At 60.9% G+C, this 18,651-nt stretch carries 13 protein-coding genes and 4 pseudogenes; 9 read left to right on the top strand and 8 right to left on the bottom strand.

Features of this window, described 5'->3' with window-relative positions; all coding sequences use genetic code 11:
* Window positions 1–94 precede the first annotated feature (94 nt).
* Window positions 95–718 (top strand): hypothetical protein, encoded by a 624-nt coding sequence (locus JMY24_RS35335; RefSeq protein WP_201703847.1) that lies wholly within the window; start codon window positions 95–97, stop codon window positions 716–718.
* A 485-nt stretch (window positions 719–1,203) separates the two neighbouring features.
* Here JMY24_RS35335 and JMY24_RS35330 read toward each other — a convergent pair whose 3' ends face one another.
* Window positions 1,204–1,713, bottom strand: coding sequence for a ferritin-like domain-containing protein (locus JMY24_RS35330; protein ID WP_128593988.1), 510 nt, complete (start codon window positions 1,711–1,713; stop codon window positions 1,204–1,206).
* Window positions 1,714–1,980: 267 nt separating this feature from the next.
* Here JMY24_RS35330 and JMY24_RS35325 point away from each other — a divergent pair, with 267 nt between their 5' ends.
* Together JMY24_RS35325 and JMY24_RS35320 are read left to right on the top strand one after the other, a co-directional pair.
* Window positions 1,981–2,163 (top strand): DUF2934 domain-containing protein, encoded by a 183-nt coding sequence (locus JMY24_RS35325; RefSeq protein WP_128593987.1) that lies wholly within the window; start codon window positions 1,981–1,983, stop codon window positions 2,161–2,163.
* A 720-nt stretch (window positions 2,164–2,883) separates the two neighbouring features.
* Entirely contained in the window at window positions 2,884–3,900 is a 1,017-nt protein-coding gene (locus JMY24_RS35320) for a chemotaxis protein CheB (protein WP_201703845.1), read from the top strand.
* 1,750 nt (window positions 3,901–5,650) lie between these two features.
* On the opposite strand, the gene JMY24_RS35315 is transcribed toward JMY24_RS35320, so the two are convergent.
* The 3 genes from JMY24_RS35315 to JMY24_RS35305 form a co-directional block, all read right to left on the bottom strand.
* Complete coding sequence (locus tag JMY24_RS35315) at window positions 5,651–6,259, bottom strand: H-NS family nucleoid-associated regulatory protein (RefSeq protein WP_128593985.1); 609 nt, start codon at window positions 6,257–6,259, stop codon at window positions 5,651–5,653.
* A gap of 918 nt (window positions 6,260–7,177) precedes the next feature.
* A complete protein-coding gene (locus JMY24_RS35310; RefSeq protein WP_236597694.1) occupies window positions 7,178–11,242 on the bottom strand; it encodes a CheR family methyltransferase in 4,065 nt (1,354 codons plus the stop codon).
* Window positions 11,243–11,402: 160 nt separating this feature from the next.
* The gene (locus JMY24_RS35305) at window positions 11,403–11,813 is read right to left on the bottom strand and encodes a response regulator (RefSeq protein WP_164853362.1); all 411 of its coding nucleotides are present in this window, start codon (window positions 11,811–11,813) and stop codon (window positions 11,403–11,405) included.
* Between JMY24_RS35305 and JMY24_RS39780 the strand changes: the two are divergent.
* Window positions 11,812–12,171, top strand: a pseudogene (locus JMY24_RS39780) (chemotaxis protein CheB); the annotation flags it as partial. The gene JMY24_RS35305 and the pseudogene JMY24_RS39780 sit on opposite strands and share 2 nt — an antisense overlap.
* A 152-nt stretch (window positions 12,172–12,323) precedes the next feature.
* Here JMY24_RS39780 and JMY24_RS39775 read toward each other — a convergent pair.
* Both JMY24_RS39775 and JMY24_RS35295 read right to left on the bottom strand, forming a co-directional pair.
* Entirely contained in the window at window positions 12,324–12,560 is a 237-nt protein-coding gene (locus JMY24_RS39775) for a DUF6566 family protein (RefSeq protein WP_413231301.1), read from the bottom strand.
* A 116-nt stretch (window positions 12,561–12,676) separates the two neighbouring features.
* The gene (locus JMY24_RS35295) at window positions 12,677–13,165 is read right to left on the bottom strand and encodes a DUF892 family protein (protein ID WP_128593978.1); all 489 of its coding nucleotides are present in this window, start codon (window positions 13,163–13,165) and stop codon (window positions 12,677–12,679) included.
* Between the two features lie 392 nt (window positions 13,166–13,557).
* Here JMY24_RS35295 and JMY24_RS38880 point away from each other — a divergent pair, with 392 nt between their 5' ends.
* A complete protein-coding gene (locus tag JMY24_RS38880; protein WP_236597693.1) occupies window positions 13,558–13,704 on the top strand; it encodes a DUF3460 family protein in 147 nt (48 codons plus the stop codon).
* Between the two features lie 602 nt (window positions 13,705–14,306).
* Window positions 14,307–14,748: pseudogene (locus JMY24_RS38875) on the top strand (IS21 family transposase); the annotation flags it as partial.
* 836 nt (window positions 14,749–15,584) lie between these two features.
* Here the strand turns inward: JMY24_RS38875 and JMY24_RS35285 are convergent.
* Window positions 15,585–15,839: pseudogene (locus tag JMY24_RS35285) on the bottom strand (transposase); the annotation flags it as partial.
* A gap of 118 nt (window positions 15,840–15,957) precedes the next feature.
* On the bottom strand, window positions 15,958–16,506 hold the full coding sequence (locus JMY24_RS35280) for a hypothetical protein (RefSeq protein WP_128593977.1): 549 nt from the start codon (window positions 16,504–16,506) through the stop codon (window positions 15,958–15,960).
* Here JMY24_RS35280 and JMY24_RS35275 point away from each other — a divergent pair.
* The 3 genes and pseudogenes from JMY24_RS35275 to JMY24_RS39910 all read left to right on the top strand — a co-directional run.
* Complete coding sequence (locus tag JMY24_RS35275; protein WP_201703841.1) at window positions 16,505–17,851, top strand: SDR family oxidoreductase; 1,347 nt, start codon at window positions 16,505–16,507, stop codon at window positions 17,849–17,851. The genes JMY24_RS35280 and JMY24_RS35275 overlap by 2 nt on opposite strands.
* A 7-nt stretch (window positions 17,852–17,858) precedes the next feature.
* A complete protein-coding gene (locus tag JMY24_RS35270) occupies window positions 17,859–18,323 on the top strand; it encodes a DUF2269 family protein (RefSeq protein ID WP_128598777.1) in 465 nt (154 codons plus the stop codon).
* 163 nt (window positions 18,324–18,486) lie between these two features.
* A pseudogene (locus tag JMY24_RS39910) lies at window positions 18,487–18,651 on the top strand (IS110 family transposase); the annotation flags it as partial.

The following is an 18,651-nucleotide window of genomic DNA, read 5'->3' as shown; positions in this document are numbered from 1 at the left end:
GCGCGAGATGGACCTGATCCGCGAGTTGCTGCTGGCGGCCCTGCGGCGGCCCCCGATACCGCGACGGTGAACATCAGAAACGGGGACCAGAAGAATGAACTGGCTGTGGACTGGGGGCGGCATCAACTTCGGCTATCGCGAGCGTGACAATCTGTGGACTTACGACGGGCGCCATGTCGGCCGTTCTGCCGGTAACGACGTCTACGCCCCGGATGGGGCGTACCTCGGCGAACTCGCGGGCACGCACCGCCTGATCACCTGCCAGGCGAAGCCGGGCTCGCGGCAGGCTGGCTTCACGCGCTCCGGAAGGCGGGTAGTCTACGCGTCTTACGCCGACTACAGCGGCTACGCGCTGGACGAGGGCTACGAGGATTTTCCAGCCCCGGGGAACGCTGCGATGACACGCGCCACGAAGCCACGTGGCGAGCGCAGGCCAGAGGGCGGCATCCTGCCGATGCAGACGTATCTGGAAACAGCACCGAGATGGTTGCAAAGAAATAATTCGTTATCCGGAGCGGTGGAAAATAGCACAGCGCAAGAGCGTCGACGGTCGTTTCAATCACGTGCTTTCCGACACCTGCAGCGCGGAAAAACTGCTGACGGAAGCGGTGGCCAGACTCCACCGCGCGGCGTCCGATCCGCGTCCGTTATCGCATACTGGCAGCACCGATTTTTGTTTGAGCGCCTTGCAGCAGCGAAAAAAAATGGCCCGCCATAAGCGGGCCGCACGCCATGTGGCGCGCTAACCGGTGCGCGGGAGCCACCTACGCACCGTTCCACGTGGCGCTCAATTCAGTGCTCAGCTGAAATGGTCTTCCCGCTCAGACGAACAGTGTGCCGTGCGAGCACGCCGCCTGCAGCAGCCATCAACCTGTTGCGTGCCTCCTTCCCGCTTTCCCGGACAAATCCTGCGCTACGCATCGCCCGCTCCACTGCTGGTGGGCCAGGAATACGGGCTCCGCACCGCTGCACCCTGACTTCGACAACTGCCGCGATCTCTGCGAGACGGTAAGCCAGACGTGAAACTGCGCTCGACGAAGATACCGACAGCGTGCCGAACTGGGAAAGCTCCCCCAGAACGCTCCGCTTCGAGGACCACTAGATCTTTTGTCCAGCCCATCATTGCTTCAGCTTCCAGGGATTCCGGCGCGGGTAAGCGAAACGAGCGTCAGCCGGACCACAACTGGCTCACTAACGACATCGCTAGCGTTTCGCATCGCCGCGGCCTTCCGCGGATCGCGACATGTACGCAGTGACAATACCGGGCAGGTGTTCGAGCAGCCATCGCGCCATCTCGATTTCCTGCGGCAGGATCTGCTCGCAGCAACGCACCGTCTCCGGGTCCCCGGCACCCTGTGCGGCGGCGATCAGCGCTGTGTACGATGCGACTTCGGTCTGTTCGAAAATGTATCCGCTCATTGCACCCTTGACGACCTCATCCGTCACCGTCATGCCCCCGACGGCCTGCCCAAAGGCTGCAATCCGTCCGGTCAGGTCTTTCATCGCAGAGGGGCTGCTGCCGAGGCGGTCGAGGCAGCCTTCGAGCAGGGTCTGCTGTCCCAAGGTTTCCTGGAGGTGCTGGTCAATGCGTTGCCGTAGTTCCGGGTAATTCTCAAGACGGGAAGACTGCGCCTTGAGCATGCTTTCTGCCTGTTTCTCCATCGCATATGCGTCGCGCAGCCAGTCCACCAGATGTTCATTCGGATTTGCCATGTGTTACCTCTCACAACCGCAATTGCGTACGGCAGGCGCGCTCTGGCCCAGTGCCAGTGCTGCGAAAGTGCGCGCATTCGCCGTTCCTGGTCGCCTGCGCCGGGAGTACGGTTGCGGAGGGCGTCGGGGGAAGCGCGGCGTAGCGCCCGGTGCTGGATGAGAAGGCTGCCTCAGGCCGGAAACCGATCGCGTTTTACCACTATTTCAATAAGGAGTACCGTTTCCCATAACCGGAACACTGCGCTGCCACTGACGGAGAGCATTGCAATGAACGAAATGACGATGGCGGAACGAATCCGGGCGCGCGCGTATGAACTGTGGCAACAGGACGGCTGCCTTGAAGGATGTGCAGATGAGTACTGGCATATGGCTCGTTCACTCATCGAAAAAGAGATAGCTAGTCGGGAGAGGTCAACAGAGGCCGACCCCAGTGACAAGTCCGCAAAGTAGTCTGACAGCGCGCCATCCGGACTTCTGTTGTCCCCTTGCTCCTGGGCCTGTCGCTCGATTTGTGCGGCATGCGTTTTGTAACCTGCCGGCATTGCTTAAGGACACGGAGGAGCAGCCCGATAGGGGCGACGCCGGTTATCGCATTTATGCTACGCACAGGCGGACGTGCGATTGAGCGACTGAGAATGAACCGGACGCCTCGGGCCGAGGGCCAGCGTGATGAGTTCGGCCGAGGTCATGGATGTCGTGCCCCGGGTATGCTCTGCAAGCGTGAGGGCAGGCCGGCTCGGCGGCATCGGTGATGCCAGTAGTGAACCACCCGCATGCGGCCCGGTCAATCGGTCGCAACCCAACTCATGTACCGTTGCCTGCGAGTCGATGTTGGCAAAATTGCCGGCCAGGTCTGGGCACAAAAACGACAACCTTTCAGTCCAATCGCCGTCGCGCAAGCGCGATGCGGACAAGGCGCTGTTCCGTCTACAGGAGGGATTCGCTAGGCGGGATTGAAAAAAAACCGAACCCCCGGTCGTCCCGGGCCGAACGGCCGGCACTGTTGGAGCAGCCTCCGGACGCCGCTACTGCGGCCGGTTTTGCACTCGACTTCTTATACGGCGTCCGATTGGTGAGCGGCGTCTCACAGCTTTCTGGCCAGCGCTGGCTCGCGCAAGACAGGCGTGATGCTTGCTCACCATGCTCATCCGGGCTCCAGGGTTGAATAACATGAACAAGACGTCGAACGCACGAGATATTGTGGTGGTGGCTGCGTCGCTTGGCGGCCTGCAGGCATTGAAAAAAATCCTGTCCTCGCTGCCCGCCGATCTTCCTGCAAGCGTCTTTGTCGTCATGCATATTGGAGCCTGGCCCAGCCTGCTTCCCGAAGTTCTTCAGGCGGACTGCCTTTTGCCGGTCATGCACGCGCGGGATCGCCAGCCGATTGTGGAGACAAAGGTCTACGTGGCCCCGCCCGACCGGCACATGCTGATTCGCGACGGCGTGATCGTACTGTCAACCGGTCCCAAGGAAAACTTCGCACGGCCGGCCGCTGACCCCCTATTCCGTTCCGCAGCCGTCGAGTATGGGCCCCGTACAATCGGCGTTATCCTGACGGGGAAACTTGACGACGGCGCCGCGGGACTGAAGGCTGTCGATGCGTGCGGTGGTTTCACGATCGTTCAGGACCCGTCGTCCTGTGTCGCCCCGGACATGCCGACGGCGGCGCTCCAGGCTGTCTCACCGGACAGGGTGATGCCGATTGATGGCATAGCCGCAGCCATCATCAGCGCGCTTACAGACGAATCGCGTAAGGGATCGAACATGGACGAACGCGAGCGGGTTGCCCTCGAAACGAAGATCGCCTTGACGGGCAGATCATCGCCAGCGGAGCTCGAACGACTCGGCCACCGGTCGAGCTTGACGTGCCCGGACTGTGGCGGTGTTGTGTGGCGCATTGGCGATGATTTGCCGTTGCGCTACCGTTGCCATACGGGGCACGCGTTTTCGGCGCTGTCGCTTGAGTCGGAGCAGCGCAGCGGTGCTGAAAATGCGCTCTGGGCGGCTGTACGACGCCTGGAGGAGAGGCTGCTGCTTACAGAAGAACAACTCTCGCTGGCCGAAGCCGCGCGAAGCCCCGAAGTGTCCAAATTGCGCGTGCAGAAAGATGGTTTGCAGGCTGCAGTGGAGGTAACCAGGCAACTGGCACTCGAGTCGAGTATTTCCACGGCGGAGACACCGGCGTGAAGCGATTCACGGTTTCCTTACTGGGCGCAGGGTGCGTGCCGGCAAGGCTGCGACGGCTGCGGTGAGACGCAACTGTCCACGAACGAAATGCGAGAGCCATAAGTCTTTTCCGTTGGTCGCTTTTGCACCGTCCGCGCTTCGATCACGGCAATGACTGCGCCGGGTCCCGCTTACGTTGGCGCTCCCCGGGCGATGGAGGCGGCTCTTGCAACCCGGCGTTGTCGACATTCCCACCCTCGACGAAATGAGTAAGGCTAGCGACGTTATAAATGACGCATAAACGTACGCAAATCCGACGGGTATGGGCGATGCTCGCTATGTGGCACGCGGTTTCACCCCCCACGCGCTTTGTTGCGTCTCAGGGAACCTGCCTCTCACTACATGGATCGGCAATGGAAAAGCGCACTATTTTCTATCTGCAATGCCAATGCGGGACCCCTGACTCCATTGTAGAGCGTTGTAACGCAACGGCCTGTCGTCGAGGCTGACGTCCGTTCCCGCTTCGAGCTAGGGGGCCGTCCTCAGACGGAGGCTATGCCGGAAGGACCCGCTTTTTCTGTTGCTGAGACCCGCATGCGAGAAGTGCGGACGGCACTGGCGCCCGGAAGCGTCGTTGGCGTCAGCGAGCCTGGTCAGGTTGCAGTGATCGCTCCGGTGCGCTCCATCGCCAGGGAACCGGGCGCTGACGTTTTGAACAACGCCGCCGTGCGGGTTAACGGGGACCGTTGCAATTTATCATTCACAGCCCCCCGCCGAAACCAACAGTGCCTGATCGCCGGGGACATGAACTCCGCCTTGGCCTACAGCAGTGGCGACGTGGATTCAGTCCAGAATTAGCGAGTAAGAGTCGCCAATTTGACTGTGCCCTGGTTCAGATACGTCTCGTGCCACCTGTTCCATACTGGCCGTTGGAATGAAGCGTTTAGCTTCCCTAAGAGAAGAGGACCGTTTATACACCGCTCGGGCAATACCGCCTTCCATGGCTCTCTGAAGGCGTTAACGTTCTTCGTTAGGGAGCGCCCCCCGCTTTTGCAGCCGGTGCGAGCTCCCCGATCGGAGTTCGGCTCGAAGGACACGACGTTACGGCGACAGAAAGATGGCGCCTGCGTAATTGATTCCCTCGTCCGCCGGCTCGACAAGCGAGAACGTCATCGCTGGATAGACAAGGCGCTGGTAGAACGCGGTCTCGTACAACCGCCTATCACCGCAGTGATAGAGCAGTCGAGCACACAAGTAAAGGTGCGGCCCGCTTTCCGGGGATGGTTCGGGCTAGATAAGGCCGCCATAGACGGTTCGCCTGTCCGTTTCGAATTGCGTCCAGAACTCACTCTCCGGTGGCAAGGCGGCGCCGCGCCGCAAAATTGCAGTCACTGCATAGCCCCAGCCAACCCGCGGAAGAGCGTGAGGACTTCCGCTGTATGCTCGCTTGACTTCGAAGGCGCCGCTTATGACTTCGACTGTGTTGCGGCAGAAATTTTTGAGCACGATCACCACCTTGCCTGGCTTTCCGCACAAGGCGCTTGCTCTCGTCAGCACGACTGCGCACCGCTCATCAATCGGATCTGGCATCGGTCGGGGCAACTGAGATGGGTCTTCCGCCTGCGTACTTCCGCCCGACCCCACTGGGCGCCATTGCCTTGGGGAGCGCCGCGCAACGTCTGGCGGAACACGCCATAAGAGTCGGGCGGCCGTGAGCGTCCCGTGAAATCAGAAAACTGCTGTTTCACCGGGCATTATTCGGCACGGCTTCCTAGGCCGGCAACTTCGTGCTCACCGCCTTGTTGGCTGCGATCTTCTTCGCCGCCGCGGCCTTGTTGGCAGTAGCCTTCTTGAGCACCGGCTTTTTGTCGGCCGCGGTAGCGCCATCAATCAGAAACTTCCTGCGGTCCTTCGCGTTAGCAATCCACGCCGGCGCACGCCCACGCCCACTCCACGTCGCGCCAGTCTTTGGGTCGGCATACAGCGCCGGCTGGGGGCCTCTGACGTAGTTTCCAGCCTTCGCGACCTTTTTGGTAGCAGCGGCCGAGACTTCGGCGTTGCCTCTAACCAGATACTTACTGCGGTTCTTCGCGTCCGCAATCCATCCGGGCGCGCGGCCGTGTCCTGACCACGTCGCGCCGCTCTTCGGGTCGCGATATTTTGCCACTGATTTTCCAGCTTTCGCTGTAGCCTTGGCGCCAGGCTTGGGTCCACGTTTGTTGCCGCCAACATGGGCGTCAACGTCAGCAGTAGTCAGTCCATGTTCTGCCATCAAGCTTCGAATTTTCTCGATAACAGCGCCCGACTTTTTCGCGGCGAGCGCTTCTGCTTGTGCCTGCAACTTCTGGATTTTCACTTGCAAAGATTCGAGGGTCGCCATTGCGCCTCCACAGTTAAGATGCCGCACTATGCCATGCCAATGATGATGTGCGTCAATTCAAGGCTTCTTCTTACCGCGCCTTCGGTAATTGGTCGTTATCCCCAGCGCCCTGTTCCGGCAGATGATGAATGCGCCGAGTGGAATAACGATAAGGATGAGCACTTCTAACCCGGCGATCAGCCTCCTTTCGCGGCGCGCGTCGTACGCGCTGGACGCGGATGAAGTAACCCGCGGTGAAAGCGTGTTGCTCGCGGCCGGTTGCAGCAGCGCGGCGCTGGCTCGAGTGCATTGACGCGTCAGAGAGGGCTCCAGATGTTGGCGATGCTGCGGCTGCTGTAAGACTGCGCTCGTCGGGAGGAACAATGCCTGCACCAGATGCAGGTCCAACTGAAGCCAATTCGGGTGCTGAAGCCATACCCGGTGCTGACGCAGCGGCAGTTTTCGATTCCATGGCCTTAGCTGTCGTTTTCCATTGCACGACGACCGTGCCAATGCAGCGCACGTCAGTAGACGCGCTCCGGAAGTGCCTCCGTTGAGCGAGTTGCCCGGGTGATAGCTTACCGCTGCTGAGAAGGGCCTGTTGCTGAGCGAGGATACCGTTGTACTCGTTGTTCAGAATGGCGTGCTCACAGATGACGCGCTCGGCTGGTCGGCGGGTTGCCGCGCATTCAATGCCACTCGCCCATGCTGCGGCCCGAACGTAAGCGATCCATTATCGACGTGTACCGAATGCGACTCTGAGCGAGGAGCACGGGCAAATCAACAGATCATTTCCACCGCGCGAGCGCTCCCAATTGCGCCGGTGAGTTGGTTGCTCTGATTGACGGCATCCTCGCCAAATGGTCACGGACACGCAACGGATGCGGCTTTACGTGAGCGCATAGGCCGCATATGACTTGACCGTTCCGAATAACTGCTTTACGTCGCCGATCGAATCCTATGGACAACATCAGCCAGCGCCTGCAGATTGAATGGCTTGGCAAGACAAGCGTCGCAGCCGGCATCGCGCGCAGCCGTCTCCTCCTGCGTGACCGGTCGGCCGGTCACCGCCACGATCGGAACACTCGAGCAGTTCTGCAGTTGCCGAAGTTGCGCCACCAATTGATAGCCGTCCAGGTCGGGCAAGTTCACATCGGTGATGATAAGGTCGAAGTCAGATGTTTTTGCCGCCTGTAACCCCTCAGCTGCGTTCCTCGAGGTCTTAACGTTTGCGTCGTACATCGAAAACAGCTCCGCCATCGCCTGCAATGACTCTTCGGAGTCCTCGATCAGCAGCACGCGCGCACCCGCAAAAATGGAAAGGTCCGCTGGCTTGTCGCCGGCCTGCCGATGCACGAAGGAGGCATCGGCAGGAAGCGAGACGACAAAACGCGATCCGCGACCTTCACCCTCAGAAAACGCCTCGGCATTCCCGCCGTGCAGACGGGCAAGCTGGCGCACCAGAGACAGGCCAATGCCAAGTCCACTCGCTCGCGCACGAGACGGCACATTGGGCGCCTGCTGGAAAATTTCAAAGATCGACTCAAGCAGGCTGGGCGCGATGCCGACTCCCGTGTCGGCCACCTCCAGGCACAGCTTGTCAGCTTCCAGCTGCAACCGGACAGTGACCTTGCCGCCCGCTGGCGTAAACTTCAACGCATTGCTCAGCAGGTTCCAGACGATCTGTTCAATGCGGATGGAATCTGCTTCAATAAATACCGGCGTCGACGGGATATCCAGCCGCAGATCGATCGTGTTTGCCGCGAAATCGTCGCCTACAGCCTCGGCAATCGACCGGGCAATTTTCGCGACATCGGTTGGCTCAAAACGCAGGGAAAGCTTTCCCGTCTGGATCCGCGAAAAATCAAGCAGATCATCGATGATCTGAGCTTGCGCTAACACCGATTTCTGGATCGCGTCGGAGACCTCCCGAACCCGCCTGATGTGCCGCGCTTCAGGGATGCGCGCGAGGATCTCGGCTTTCATGTGAATGAGATTAAGCGGATTTTTCAGTTCGTGAGACAGCACCGCAATGAACTCGTCTTTCAAACGGCTCAGTTTCTGGATTTCAGTGTAGTCAGCGCGCTGCCGCGCCAGCACGAGATCTTTCTTTCCCTCTACCAGCTTCCGTTGGGTTGCGTCGTGAACGATCTTGGTAAAGCCTGAAAATCCGGGCACCTCGATGCGGCTCAGGAAACCACTGCAGAAGACGCGCTCGTCACCTTTTGTCACATGCCAGCGTTCGTCTTCAGCACGGCCTTTACTGCGGGCTTTGCCGCGCTCCCGTGCCGGTACACCATCCGCACGGTCCTCAGGCGTAAAGATCGCGTCGAGGGTTCCGCCCAGCATCTCTTCGGCCTTGTAGCCGAAAATGCGACTCGCACCCACGTTCCAGCTGACCACTACACCGTCATCGTCGAGAAGAATAATGGCGAAGTCGTGAGTTTCCTTGGCAGCGAGCTGGAGCCTTTCTTCGCTTGCGCGCGCCTGCGCCTGAGCGGCCTTCTGTTCGGTGATGTCGATCAGGGCGAGCACAGCGCCATCGATGCGATCGTCGTCGGTGCGGTACGGAATGACGCGCGCGAGAAAAGCGCGTCCATCCTTGCTCTGCACCTCCTTTTCAATCTTCCTGAGCGACTCAAACGCGGCGCGCAGGTCGTCGATCATCTCCGGATAATCGAGATCGTGGGTCAGATGCTGAAGCGGTCGCCCCGTGTCGCTGGGCAGAATATTGAAAAGGGCTTCGGCCGGAGACGTATAGCGTTTTATGTTAAACGTACGGTCGACGAACACCGTCGCAACGCCAACCAGAGCAATCAGGTTTTTAAGATCATCGCCGACGCGTGCCGCCTCCTGGACCTTCGACAGAAGTTCGGAATTGACCGTAACCAGTTCTTCATTGAGCGACTGCAGTTCCTCGCGGCTGGCTTCCAGTTCCTCGGTTGCCGAGCGCAGCTCTTCGTTCATGGCCTGGAGTTCTTCGTTCGACGCGCGAAGCTCCTCGGCCGATTTCTGGGCGTGTTCCAGCGAAGTGCGTACGCGGCTCTCGCTGCCCACCAGTGCCTGCCTGAGGGAATCCAGCGTCTCGTCAGCTGCCTCACCGCGCACAGCGGAATCAACCAGCGGAAGAGGCGCCAGCAGATCACATGTGAGGGAAACCAGATCCTCGTCTCGCGCGAGGTCATGGTAGGGCCGCAATGACAGATCCACCGCAACCTCGCCCGAAGCGGTCGAGAAGGGTAGCGCCTCTTCGTCCTGGCGTCGTCCGGCCGCGATGCAGCGCTCTATGGCCTGCCGGAGACGGGGATGGGCGTCTTCACGGACGATGCCGAAGATATTGACTGCATGCGCCTGCCGCACATCCTCGGTCAGCCTGATGGCATTCGACGAACGATGGACAATGGCGCCGTCCTTTCGCACGACAATCAGCGGCGGCCCGAACAGGTCGAACGATCGGGCCTGGTCAGGCACCGCGACGTCAACCGGTTTGCTGCCCGCGGGCGAAATGAAGAAGGTTTGACCTCCACCATCAAAAGGGTGCTGTTGAATGGTTGCGTAGGCAGGCAAAGTGTTCGTGGCGGCGTTCGGCACCGCTCGATAGATCTTCTTGAATTTGTCCACCGGCGAAAAAAGCTCCTGGGCGAAATCAGCCGATTCGGCCGTGCCGAGAAACAGCAGACCCTGTGGGCGCAGTGAGAAATGGAACGCTTCAAGGACTCGTCGCTGGGCGCGGCGGTCGAGGTAGATCAGGACGTTGCGGCAGGAAATCAGGTCGATGCGCGAGAACGGCGGATCGCGCAGCAGATTATGGGCAGCAAAGATAACCGTGTCACGCAGCGACTTCACCAGTCGATAGCGGTTTCCCTCCCGGGTAAAATACTGGGCCAGACGGGCAGGCGACACGTCATTGGTAATGGCCGAAGGATAGCTTGCCGACCGCGCGATGGTGACCGCGCGTTCGTCAATGTCGCTTGCGTAGACCGTTATGCGCGGCCGACGCGGCAATCGACGCACCGCTTCGTCCAGAAGTATTGCGATCGAGAAGGCCTCTTCGCCGGTTGCACAGGCCGGCACCCACGCCCGCACCTCGTCACGGTCTCCGAGACTTTTTATGAGTTCAACAGGCAATGCTTTTTCGAGCGCATCAAATGCCTCGGGATCACGAAAGAAGTTCGTGACGCCGATCAGCATGTCCGTCAGTAGTCTCGGCGTCTCCTCGACATTATCGGTCAGGAATTTCCTGTACCCCGCCACCGTGGTGAGCGCATTGACCTGCATGCGGCGCTCGATGCGGCGCACAATGGTGCCGCGCTTGTAATTGGAGAAATCATGACGGGTCCTAACTCGTAGCGTATCCAGCACCTCGTCTATTGCGCTGGCGTCAGGAACAAGCGAGCCGACATCATCGGCACCGTCATCGGGGTCCGACGGTGTTGGCAATGTGATCTTTGCCGCGCTCCGCACCAGATCCAGAAGCCTCGGAATGATTTCCGCCACCGGCAACACAAAGTCGACATCCCCCGTTGCAATCGCGTTGCGCGGCATTTCACCGTACTGCGCTTCTTCTGGACGTTGGGCAATGGTGATGCCACCCTGTTCCCGGACGCGCGCAATCCCCACCGAGCCGTCTGCCCCTGAACCCGACAGAACGACGGCGACAGCACGGGCGCCGTGAGCGCCGGCGAGGCTGCGAAAAAACACGTCGATGCTCGTGGGCGGTAGTCTCGGCGGTTCGGGATCACTCAGGCGCAGGTAGCCATCAACCATCGAAAGGAGCTTGCCGGGCGCAATAACATAGACGTTGTCCTTTTCGAGTGGCACCGGACCGCTGACCTGCCGCACGCGCAAGGCAGTTACATTCTGAATGACCTCGTGCGCGTGGCTCGCATGATCGGGCGACAGGTGCAGCACCACTACGAAGGCAACGCCTGGCGAGGATGGCGCAGCCTCGAACAGCCGTAAAAGCGCTTCAACGCCGCCAGCGGACGCGCCGATTCCGATCACGGGAAAGTCCGGTCCAGCGTGCCTGGGTTGCTTGTTTGGGGTCATACCAGCAGTCATATTTCCTCCGACCGACTGACGCATGTGCGACAAATGCGGAGCGCCCAGCCGACCAAACTCATATTGCTTAAATTTCGACGCTCAGCCGGGGCAGGCTATCCGGCTAGGAAAGCGCAAGGCGTGCAATGATGTCAAGTAGAGGGCCGGTTCCGGCACCTTTCCGACAGAATGCATCGAAGCCTGCCGCCAGGCCAGGAGGCTGTACAGCTTCTTCATCCAGCGAGGTAAACGCTATCAGCACGGTCTCGCCTGTACCGTCGGCCGCACGCAGAATCGCTGCAAGCTGGAAACCGTCCGGCGACGGCATATTGATGTCGAGCACCGCAATGTCCGGCGTCCAGGATGCGATGCACTGGAAGGCTGAGTCTGCATCGAACGCGAAGCGGGCCTCGTGACCGGCGATCGTCAGTGCGAGTGCCACGGCTTCAGCTCCAACAGCATAATCATCGACGACCAGAACGCGGAGCGGACGGTTCAGGGACGCCTTCCTATCGGTCCAGATTCCGCTTTTCATGTCGACTCTCATCCGTATGCAGGTGAGATTCCCCCGCATGCCCCGTTCCCAGGCCTACCGCTTGCTGACCATCCATGTGGACCGAAACGACCAGCCGCCGCATACCGGAACCCAAGAACCGACGAAGGCAGGGAGCAAAGACTATCGGAGGCAGGTGGTGGATTCTTATCCGCATAACAAGAACCGTATTGTCGCCGTCGGGACGTCATTGGGCGGTCTCGACGCACTTCGTACGCTACTGTCTTCACTCCCCGCGGATTTCACCGTCCCGACGTTGATTGTCATGCATATTGGTGCCCGTCGCAGTCTTCTGCCTGAGCTACTAGCGCCCATTTGTTCTTTGCCGGTCGCGCATGCGATGGACAACGTCGCTTGCTTTCGTCAGCACGACTGCGCACCGCTCATCAATCGGATCTGGCATCGGTCGGGACAACTGAGACGGGTCTTCGGGCTGCGTACTTCCGCCGCCCGACACCGCGGGGGCCATTACCTGGCGCAGCCCGGCGGACGTCAGCCCACACGTCCGTACGGTGCTGTCGGCACCTCGCGGCAATCGATCAGATATTGCGCCCGCTCAAGAGCCGCTCGTATGGCCTGTTCTCTGGTCGGCCATGAGCGCGTGTGGTTGTCCTTTTCCAGGATAACCGGACGCCCCCTTAACCTTACATCCGCGCGCGCTACCCATCCGTCAATCGGATCGCGCCAGCCGCGGGCGTCAATCACGTATCCGCGATGAACCGCCCGCATGGTCCGCTCCATCCTCGTATCTAGCTGTTGCATTTCTGCCTCCTTCAAGGACGCCCCGGTCCAGATTCTGCACCAGATTGCAACCATGCCCTTGACTGGCGCCGCTCGGCGGAGTTTCATCTCGCGAGTCGCGCAATTGAGCAATACACCTCGGCATCCATGCTTAATGGGACTCTGTTCTTTGATCCGTCGCCGCGTCGGGGGGCCGGACCGCAGCCCTTAAGGTAGACCTCAGACGCTAACCCGCCCGACACAAGCTCGTCAGCAAGTTTGTACGCGGCGACCTCCGTGTGTTCAAAAACGTATGCGTTCATTGCACCTTTGATGACTTCGTCGCGGACAGTCATTCCGGCGACTACCTGTCCAAACGCCGCCATCTCTCCGGCCATGCCCTTTAGCAGCGAAGGACCACTGGCGAGACGACGCAGACCGCTTTCGAGCAAAGCCTGCTGACCAACCGTTTCCCGCAAGTGTTGCTCGATCCACATTCGGACGCTGGGGTAAACCTCGAGACGGGACACCAGCCCTCCAAGCATTGCCTCTGCCTTCACTTCCATCGCGTACGCATCACGTAGCCAGTCCACCAGATGGTCTTGCGGTGTCATTCCATATCTCCATCCATTCCGTTGTACAGGTATGGTGAAGACGCCGACGGATCGTGAAACAGATGTAAGGGGCAGTGCTCCTGCCCTCTCTTGAAAGCGCCCTATCGGATTGACACCAACGTCAGAGTCTTCTGCCGCATCCGGTGCGCCTTCCGCTGGCTGGTGCAGAGCCGGCCGGACCCTGCTTCGACCTGTCGTCTAGCGCACCGCTATGCAGCTGTGCGCATTGCGCGTGCCACAGACGATCGTAGTCGCCCGGGTAGGCGACAGGTGCATGGACGCGCCCCGCGCATGGTGATCGTCAGCTGGCATACCGTTAGCTGGGACGCTCTCGGCACAGTAGATTGCCGAATGTCGGCCAGACCAACGTCGCAACCGCGAGAAACTCGAAAATGAAGCTATTCAACCGTTCACCGAACCACTGGTCCGCTGCTGTGAAAGGGCTGTATGTGTCGCCCTTCCAACAGTTTCTCAACCAGTACAAGTCGACGCACCCGGACGTCGACAAAAAGCAGATGGAGGGCCGTGCATTGCTTTGAGACAAGCTTCCTGTGCCCAACCAGACAACCGATGAACCGTACCGAGCGACCGGGCTGCGCCAGCCTGGATACGCCACTACAGCGGCAACGAGTAACTCGTGCCCCGGGTTCGCAGCCTGGTCGAAACCTTGTCAGACACGCAGCGGCGGGTGCGGATGCTCAGTCGACTGTCGACATGTGGACCGTTCAACCACCCGTGGGCGCAACAAAGCAACCGGCTGGGATTGCGGCGCGCTTGTCAGGCGAGGTGCGATGCGACTGGACCCGCAAATATTCCGCAACGGCTTGCTTTTTCAAATTGTCGGCCAGTACCGCGAAACTATAGGGGCACCGAAACGGAATCGAAGATCAACGCCCGGCAGATGCGCGGCGTTTGCGGCCGCGGACTTCTGGTGCCAATCCGGATCACAGCCGCCTCGGCGCGTTCGGCCATCAGACGCGCCGCGATGCCGGTACCGCAGAGCCAAGCTGCGTTGCACCGTCACTTCCAGCAACGCGGTTGGAATTGATACACCTCGTTGTAGGGATTGCTCCGTTTTGGGCGGCCCGTGAGCAGAGAGCGGAGTACATGGAAATGAGATCCTGCGTCGCAGGAAAACGGCCTTCGGGACATCGCGATCGAGACCGTCATGGCACTCAACACAGTCAGGAAGTATCCGGAATCGGGCCCGCTGCTGCGCGAGGCCCGTCAGCCAGTCCTCAGCAGGGTTGCGCTTCGAAAGCCACCAGCAGCGGCGCGTCGAAGCAGCGAAGCCGGACTGGATCCCGGCCGATGGTGCACAAGCGGGAAATTGAGGAGCGACTACACAGGTGCATTCCACCGGGTGCAGCAGTGTCTGCCGAAGCTTCGACCCGTTGCACGCCCCGACCCGGTGGTCAGATTCGAGACAGCTCCAAGCCATCAGATGCAGATGCGACTGGGTCCAGTGTCCAAGGCGGGGCACAAACACCGGATGCTCGCGGCGTTCTTTGCGACGTTGGGCTACAGCCGCGTCAGCTGGTTTTGTCACCGACATGCGTGCCGAAACGCCGCAGGCCTGCCACTCCATCCCCCTCCCTGCAACACGCGCGTTACCTTCCGCAGCCGAAGCTGAACGGATACAGGTTAAGACCGATCATGCTATCGATCGATGCAGCAGCCACCCCGATACGACCCCGGCGCAATGACAGCCATCTGCCCTAGTTCGCTAACACCGACGACACTCGCCGGTCGCATTGTTTGCCCGCAGTTCTGACATGCAGGCTTTAATCGGGCGAAGACCTCGTTGCCTCCGCAATACTCGCCGTCACGGGACAGCCCCCGAAGCAAGAACCGGGATCGCCCAACGTCAACGGTGCCACGCTGTGGCCCGCACAACTCTACAATGGACCCGCGACTTCCACATGCGCAATGCACGTAGAAAACGATGCGTCGTTCCATGCCAGGAATCCGCAGCAGTAGCTGCCCTAAGGCGCTCGCGAGAAAGCGCGTTCACGAGCCGATCGACACTCGCCATTTACGAGCCGAACAATGTATCGCACCTTTTTTTGGTCCATTGCGGTCAGCCCGCCGTCCGTGAGCCAGCTGCCAGGTGCATCACCGTCAGGCGGTGACCCGGCAGTACTGTCCGCGACACCATTCGGTGACTTGTCGAAGGCGACTACCCAGCGCTGCCTGAAGGTTTGCGCGTAAAGTTTGCATTTGTTATCCATCTGTGCGTCGCGGCTCGGACACCGATGCAAGCGCTTGTACCACAAGCGCTTGCTGTTGACGCCTGACGCGCCTGCTTGTCGGGCGTCGGCGCGTGAGGAGCCGCGCATCGGCCATGCCTGCCGACGGACGCAATCTCGCGCGGTCCTTCGGATAAGGGTGGGCCGAGCAAATGACCAAACGCAGACCGGCGCTCCGTTCCAATTTCGGCCAGCTCCCGCTTGACTCGCTCGAGTCCGGCTTCGATCTCCGTCAGCGGCTTTTGATGCTGACCTACGTGCTCCAGCTTGCCTGCCTTCGCAGCACGCACCTAGTTTGCCACCGTCTTCATCCATATCGACAGCCTATGCGCAGCCTCCGATACGCCAACGCCTTCGGTCATCGCAAGCTTCACCGCCTCTTCACGGAATTCCTTCGTGTAGACGGCTTTCGGAATTCGGTTCATGTATGCCTCCATTCCTCAATTTTACGAGATGTTTGCTTCCACTTTCTCCAGCCGGCCTCACGTACGCAGCAGGTGACGCAAGCGAAAGTCATCTACCACTCCTAACGCCTGGATTCGATTAGTCCGAGGGCGTGTTGCCGTCGGCTGATCGCCGCCCGGCAGCTAGCCGCCGCATCCGGCAAAAATCTTCGACGACGAAGGGCGCGACCAGTCCGGCGCCAAACGCGACATACACCGATGCGATGTGCGGCACTTTCAGATGGAATTCAAAACCTGGCGTGAAGCGCTTAGGAACGACCACGTAGTCGCTGAACGCCGCGACGACCGTGAGAGCGGTCGCTAGCGCGAAACGCTGGCGACGCTCTGAGCGCGAGCTGCGGCAAGGCCGGACGTTCTCCTGAATGGCGGCAAGCGTGAACGCATTGACGGCCGCCCATCCGACTGACATCAGATGATGGATCGCAAGACCCGTCAGAAGATGCCGTGCACGGGGGCGCGCCGTCTGGTTCACTTCTTGCGGCCAGACCCAGTGGCTCACGGCGCTCACGGGCGCGGTCGAGCGCTTGCCGATCAGGCGTGCGCATGCACCCAGCGCCAGGGTTGACAGCACCCCGGCAACGAGGCCGGGCAGCACGACATCTTCCAACGGTCTAACGTCCAGATCCATGGTGATATTCCTCACCGGTGCGACCGGTATGATTGGAGCCCGAGTCGCCGATGCGCTTGTCGCAGCGGGCCATTCGGTCGTGTGCGGCGTGCGCGATCCCGTCGCCGCCGCGCCGCGCTTGCGCGGCTGCCGCCTCGTCCAACTCGACTTCTCCGGTCTTCGCGATGTAGCAAGCATGGTGCCGCAGTTAGCGGGCGTCGATGTTGTGATCAATGCCGTGGGCATCTTCAACGACGCAACCGGCAAGGAGTTCCAGCAACTGCACACCGATGCGCCCGCCGTGCTGTTCAAAGCAGCCGTCGCCGCGGGGGTGCGGCGCATCGTGCAGATTTCGGCACTCGGCGCCGACGCGGATGCGCAAAGCGCATATCACCGCAGCAAGCTCGCCGCCGACGAGGCATTGCTTGCTCTGCCGGTGTCGGCCCTGATCGTGCAGCCGTCGCTCGTGTTTGCGCCGGAGGGCCGCAGCACCCAGTTTTTCGCGGCGTGGGCCGCACTGCCGGTGGTGCCGCTGCCGGGCGCGGGCGCACAGCTCATCCAGCCGGTTCATATCGACGATGTCGTCGCGCTGATCGTGGCGGGCGCGCTTGCCGCGCCGGCTCCCGAGGCATCGGCCGCGGTCTCGGTGGCGTCGCCCCGGGTCGCCGCTGTTGGCAAAGAGCCGATGACGCTGAAGGAGTATCTTGCCGTCTTGCGCCACATCGCCGGCGGCTCGTATGGCTGGTTCGTGCCCGTGCCAATGGCGCTGGTCAGGCTGACAACCCGGCTCAGTGCACTTCTGCCCGGCTCGCTGATGAACGCCGACGCGCTCGCGATGCTCGAGCGCGGCAACGTCGCACCGAGTGACCGCTTCGAGAGCGTGGTCGGCAGGGCGCCGCGTGCCCTGTCGCAGATGCCTGTCGAGCCCGAACGTTTCGGCGCACCGGCGCGTTTGATGTGGCTGCTGCCGTTGCTGCGCGCTTCCATTGCGGCGGTGTGGATCTGGACGGCAATCGTGTCGGCAGGCCTGTATCCCCGCGCCTCCAGCCTGGAGCTGCTCGCGCGGGTAGGCGCGCCGGCGGCTCTCGGTCCCTTGCTGCTTTACGGCGCGGCTTTCCTCGATCTCGTCTTCGGCGTGCTCTCGCTCGCGTGGCCGAGCCGCCTTGGCCCGCGCGCCCGGCTCTGGGCGCTGCAAATCGTGCTGATTGTGCTTTATACGGCGCTGATCAGTTGGCGCTTGCCGGAGTTCTGGCTGCATCCATACGGGCCGCTCTCGAAGAACCTGCCCATGATCGCGCTGCTGGTCATGCTGATCCAGTTCGACGGAGGCTCCGGCCGGGCGATCCAACCATGCACGAACGCCTGAGTGACCCATGACTTACCTCGTCATTAAGTGGCTGCACGTGCTTTCGTCCACGATTCTGTTCGGCACGGGCATTGGCTCGGCCTTCTACATGCTTCTGACAAGCCTTGGCCGCGATGCGAAGACCGTGGCGCGCGTCACGAAGCTGGTCGTGCTCGCCGACTGGCTGTTCACCACGCCCACGGCGATGCTGCAGCCGGCCACTGGTCTGTATCTCGTACATCTGGCGGGCATGCAGCTCGGCAGCCGGTGGCTTGCCTGGTCGATCACGCTCTATGCGTTGGCCATTGCCTGCTGGCTGCCGGTCGTGTTTCTGCAGATGCGCCTCGCCGCCTGTGCCCGCGTGAACGCCGACACCGGCCAACCGTTGAGCGCCGCGTACTGGCAGATGTTGTCGATATGGGCCGCTCTCGGCGCGGTTGCATTCTTCGCGTTCCTCGGCATCTTCTGGCTGATGATCACAAAGGTGGCGTGAGTACTTGAAGCACCGGAGTACCGACCGCCCGGCGGGCCTCGCCCGGACCGGAGAAGCGCATGTCGCGGTTCTGATAATCATATAGCCGACCTCCCTCCGTTCCAATCGAGCGGCCGGCGTACAGTCAGGGTGCGAACACCGACGTGACGCACAGGAGGCCGGCATGAATAAGTTAAGTGGAATCGACCTGCACTCGAATAACAGTGTGATCGTCGTTAGCGATGACGCTGACCGGGTTGTCTACCAGCGACGGTTGCCGAACGATCCGGTGCAGATCCGGGCGGCGCTGGCGCCGCACCGCGAAGATCTGGTGGGCGTGGTCATCGAA

This window comes from Paraburkholderia kirstenboschensis (assembly GCF_904848585.1).
GTDB classification, from domain to species: Bacteria; Pseudomonadota; Gammaproteobacteria; order Burkholderiales; family Burkholderiaceae; genus Paraburkholderia; species Paraburkholderia kirstenboschensis.
This window is presented reverse-complemented; position numbering and strand designations above follow the sequence as displayed.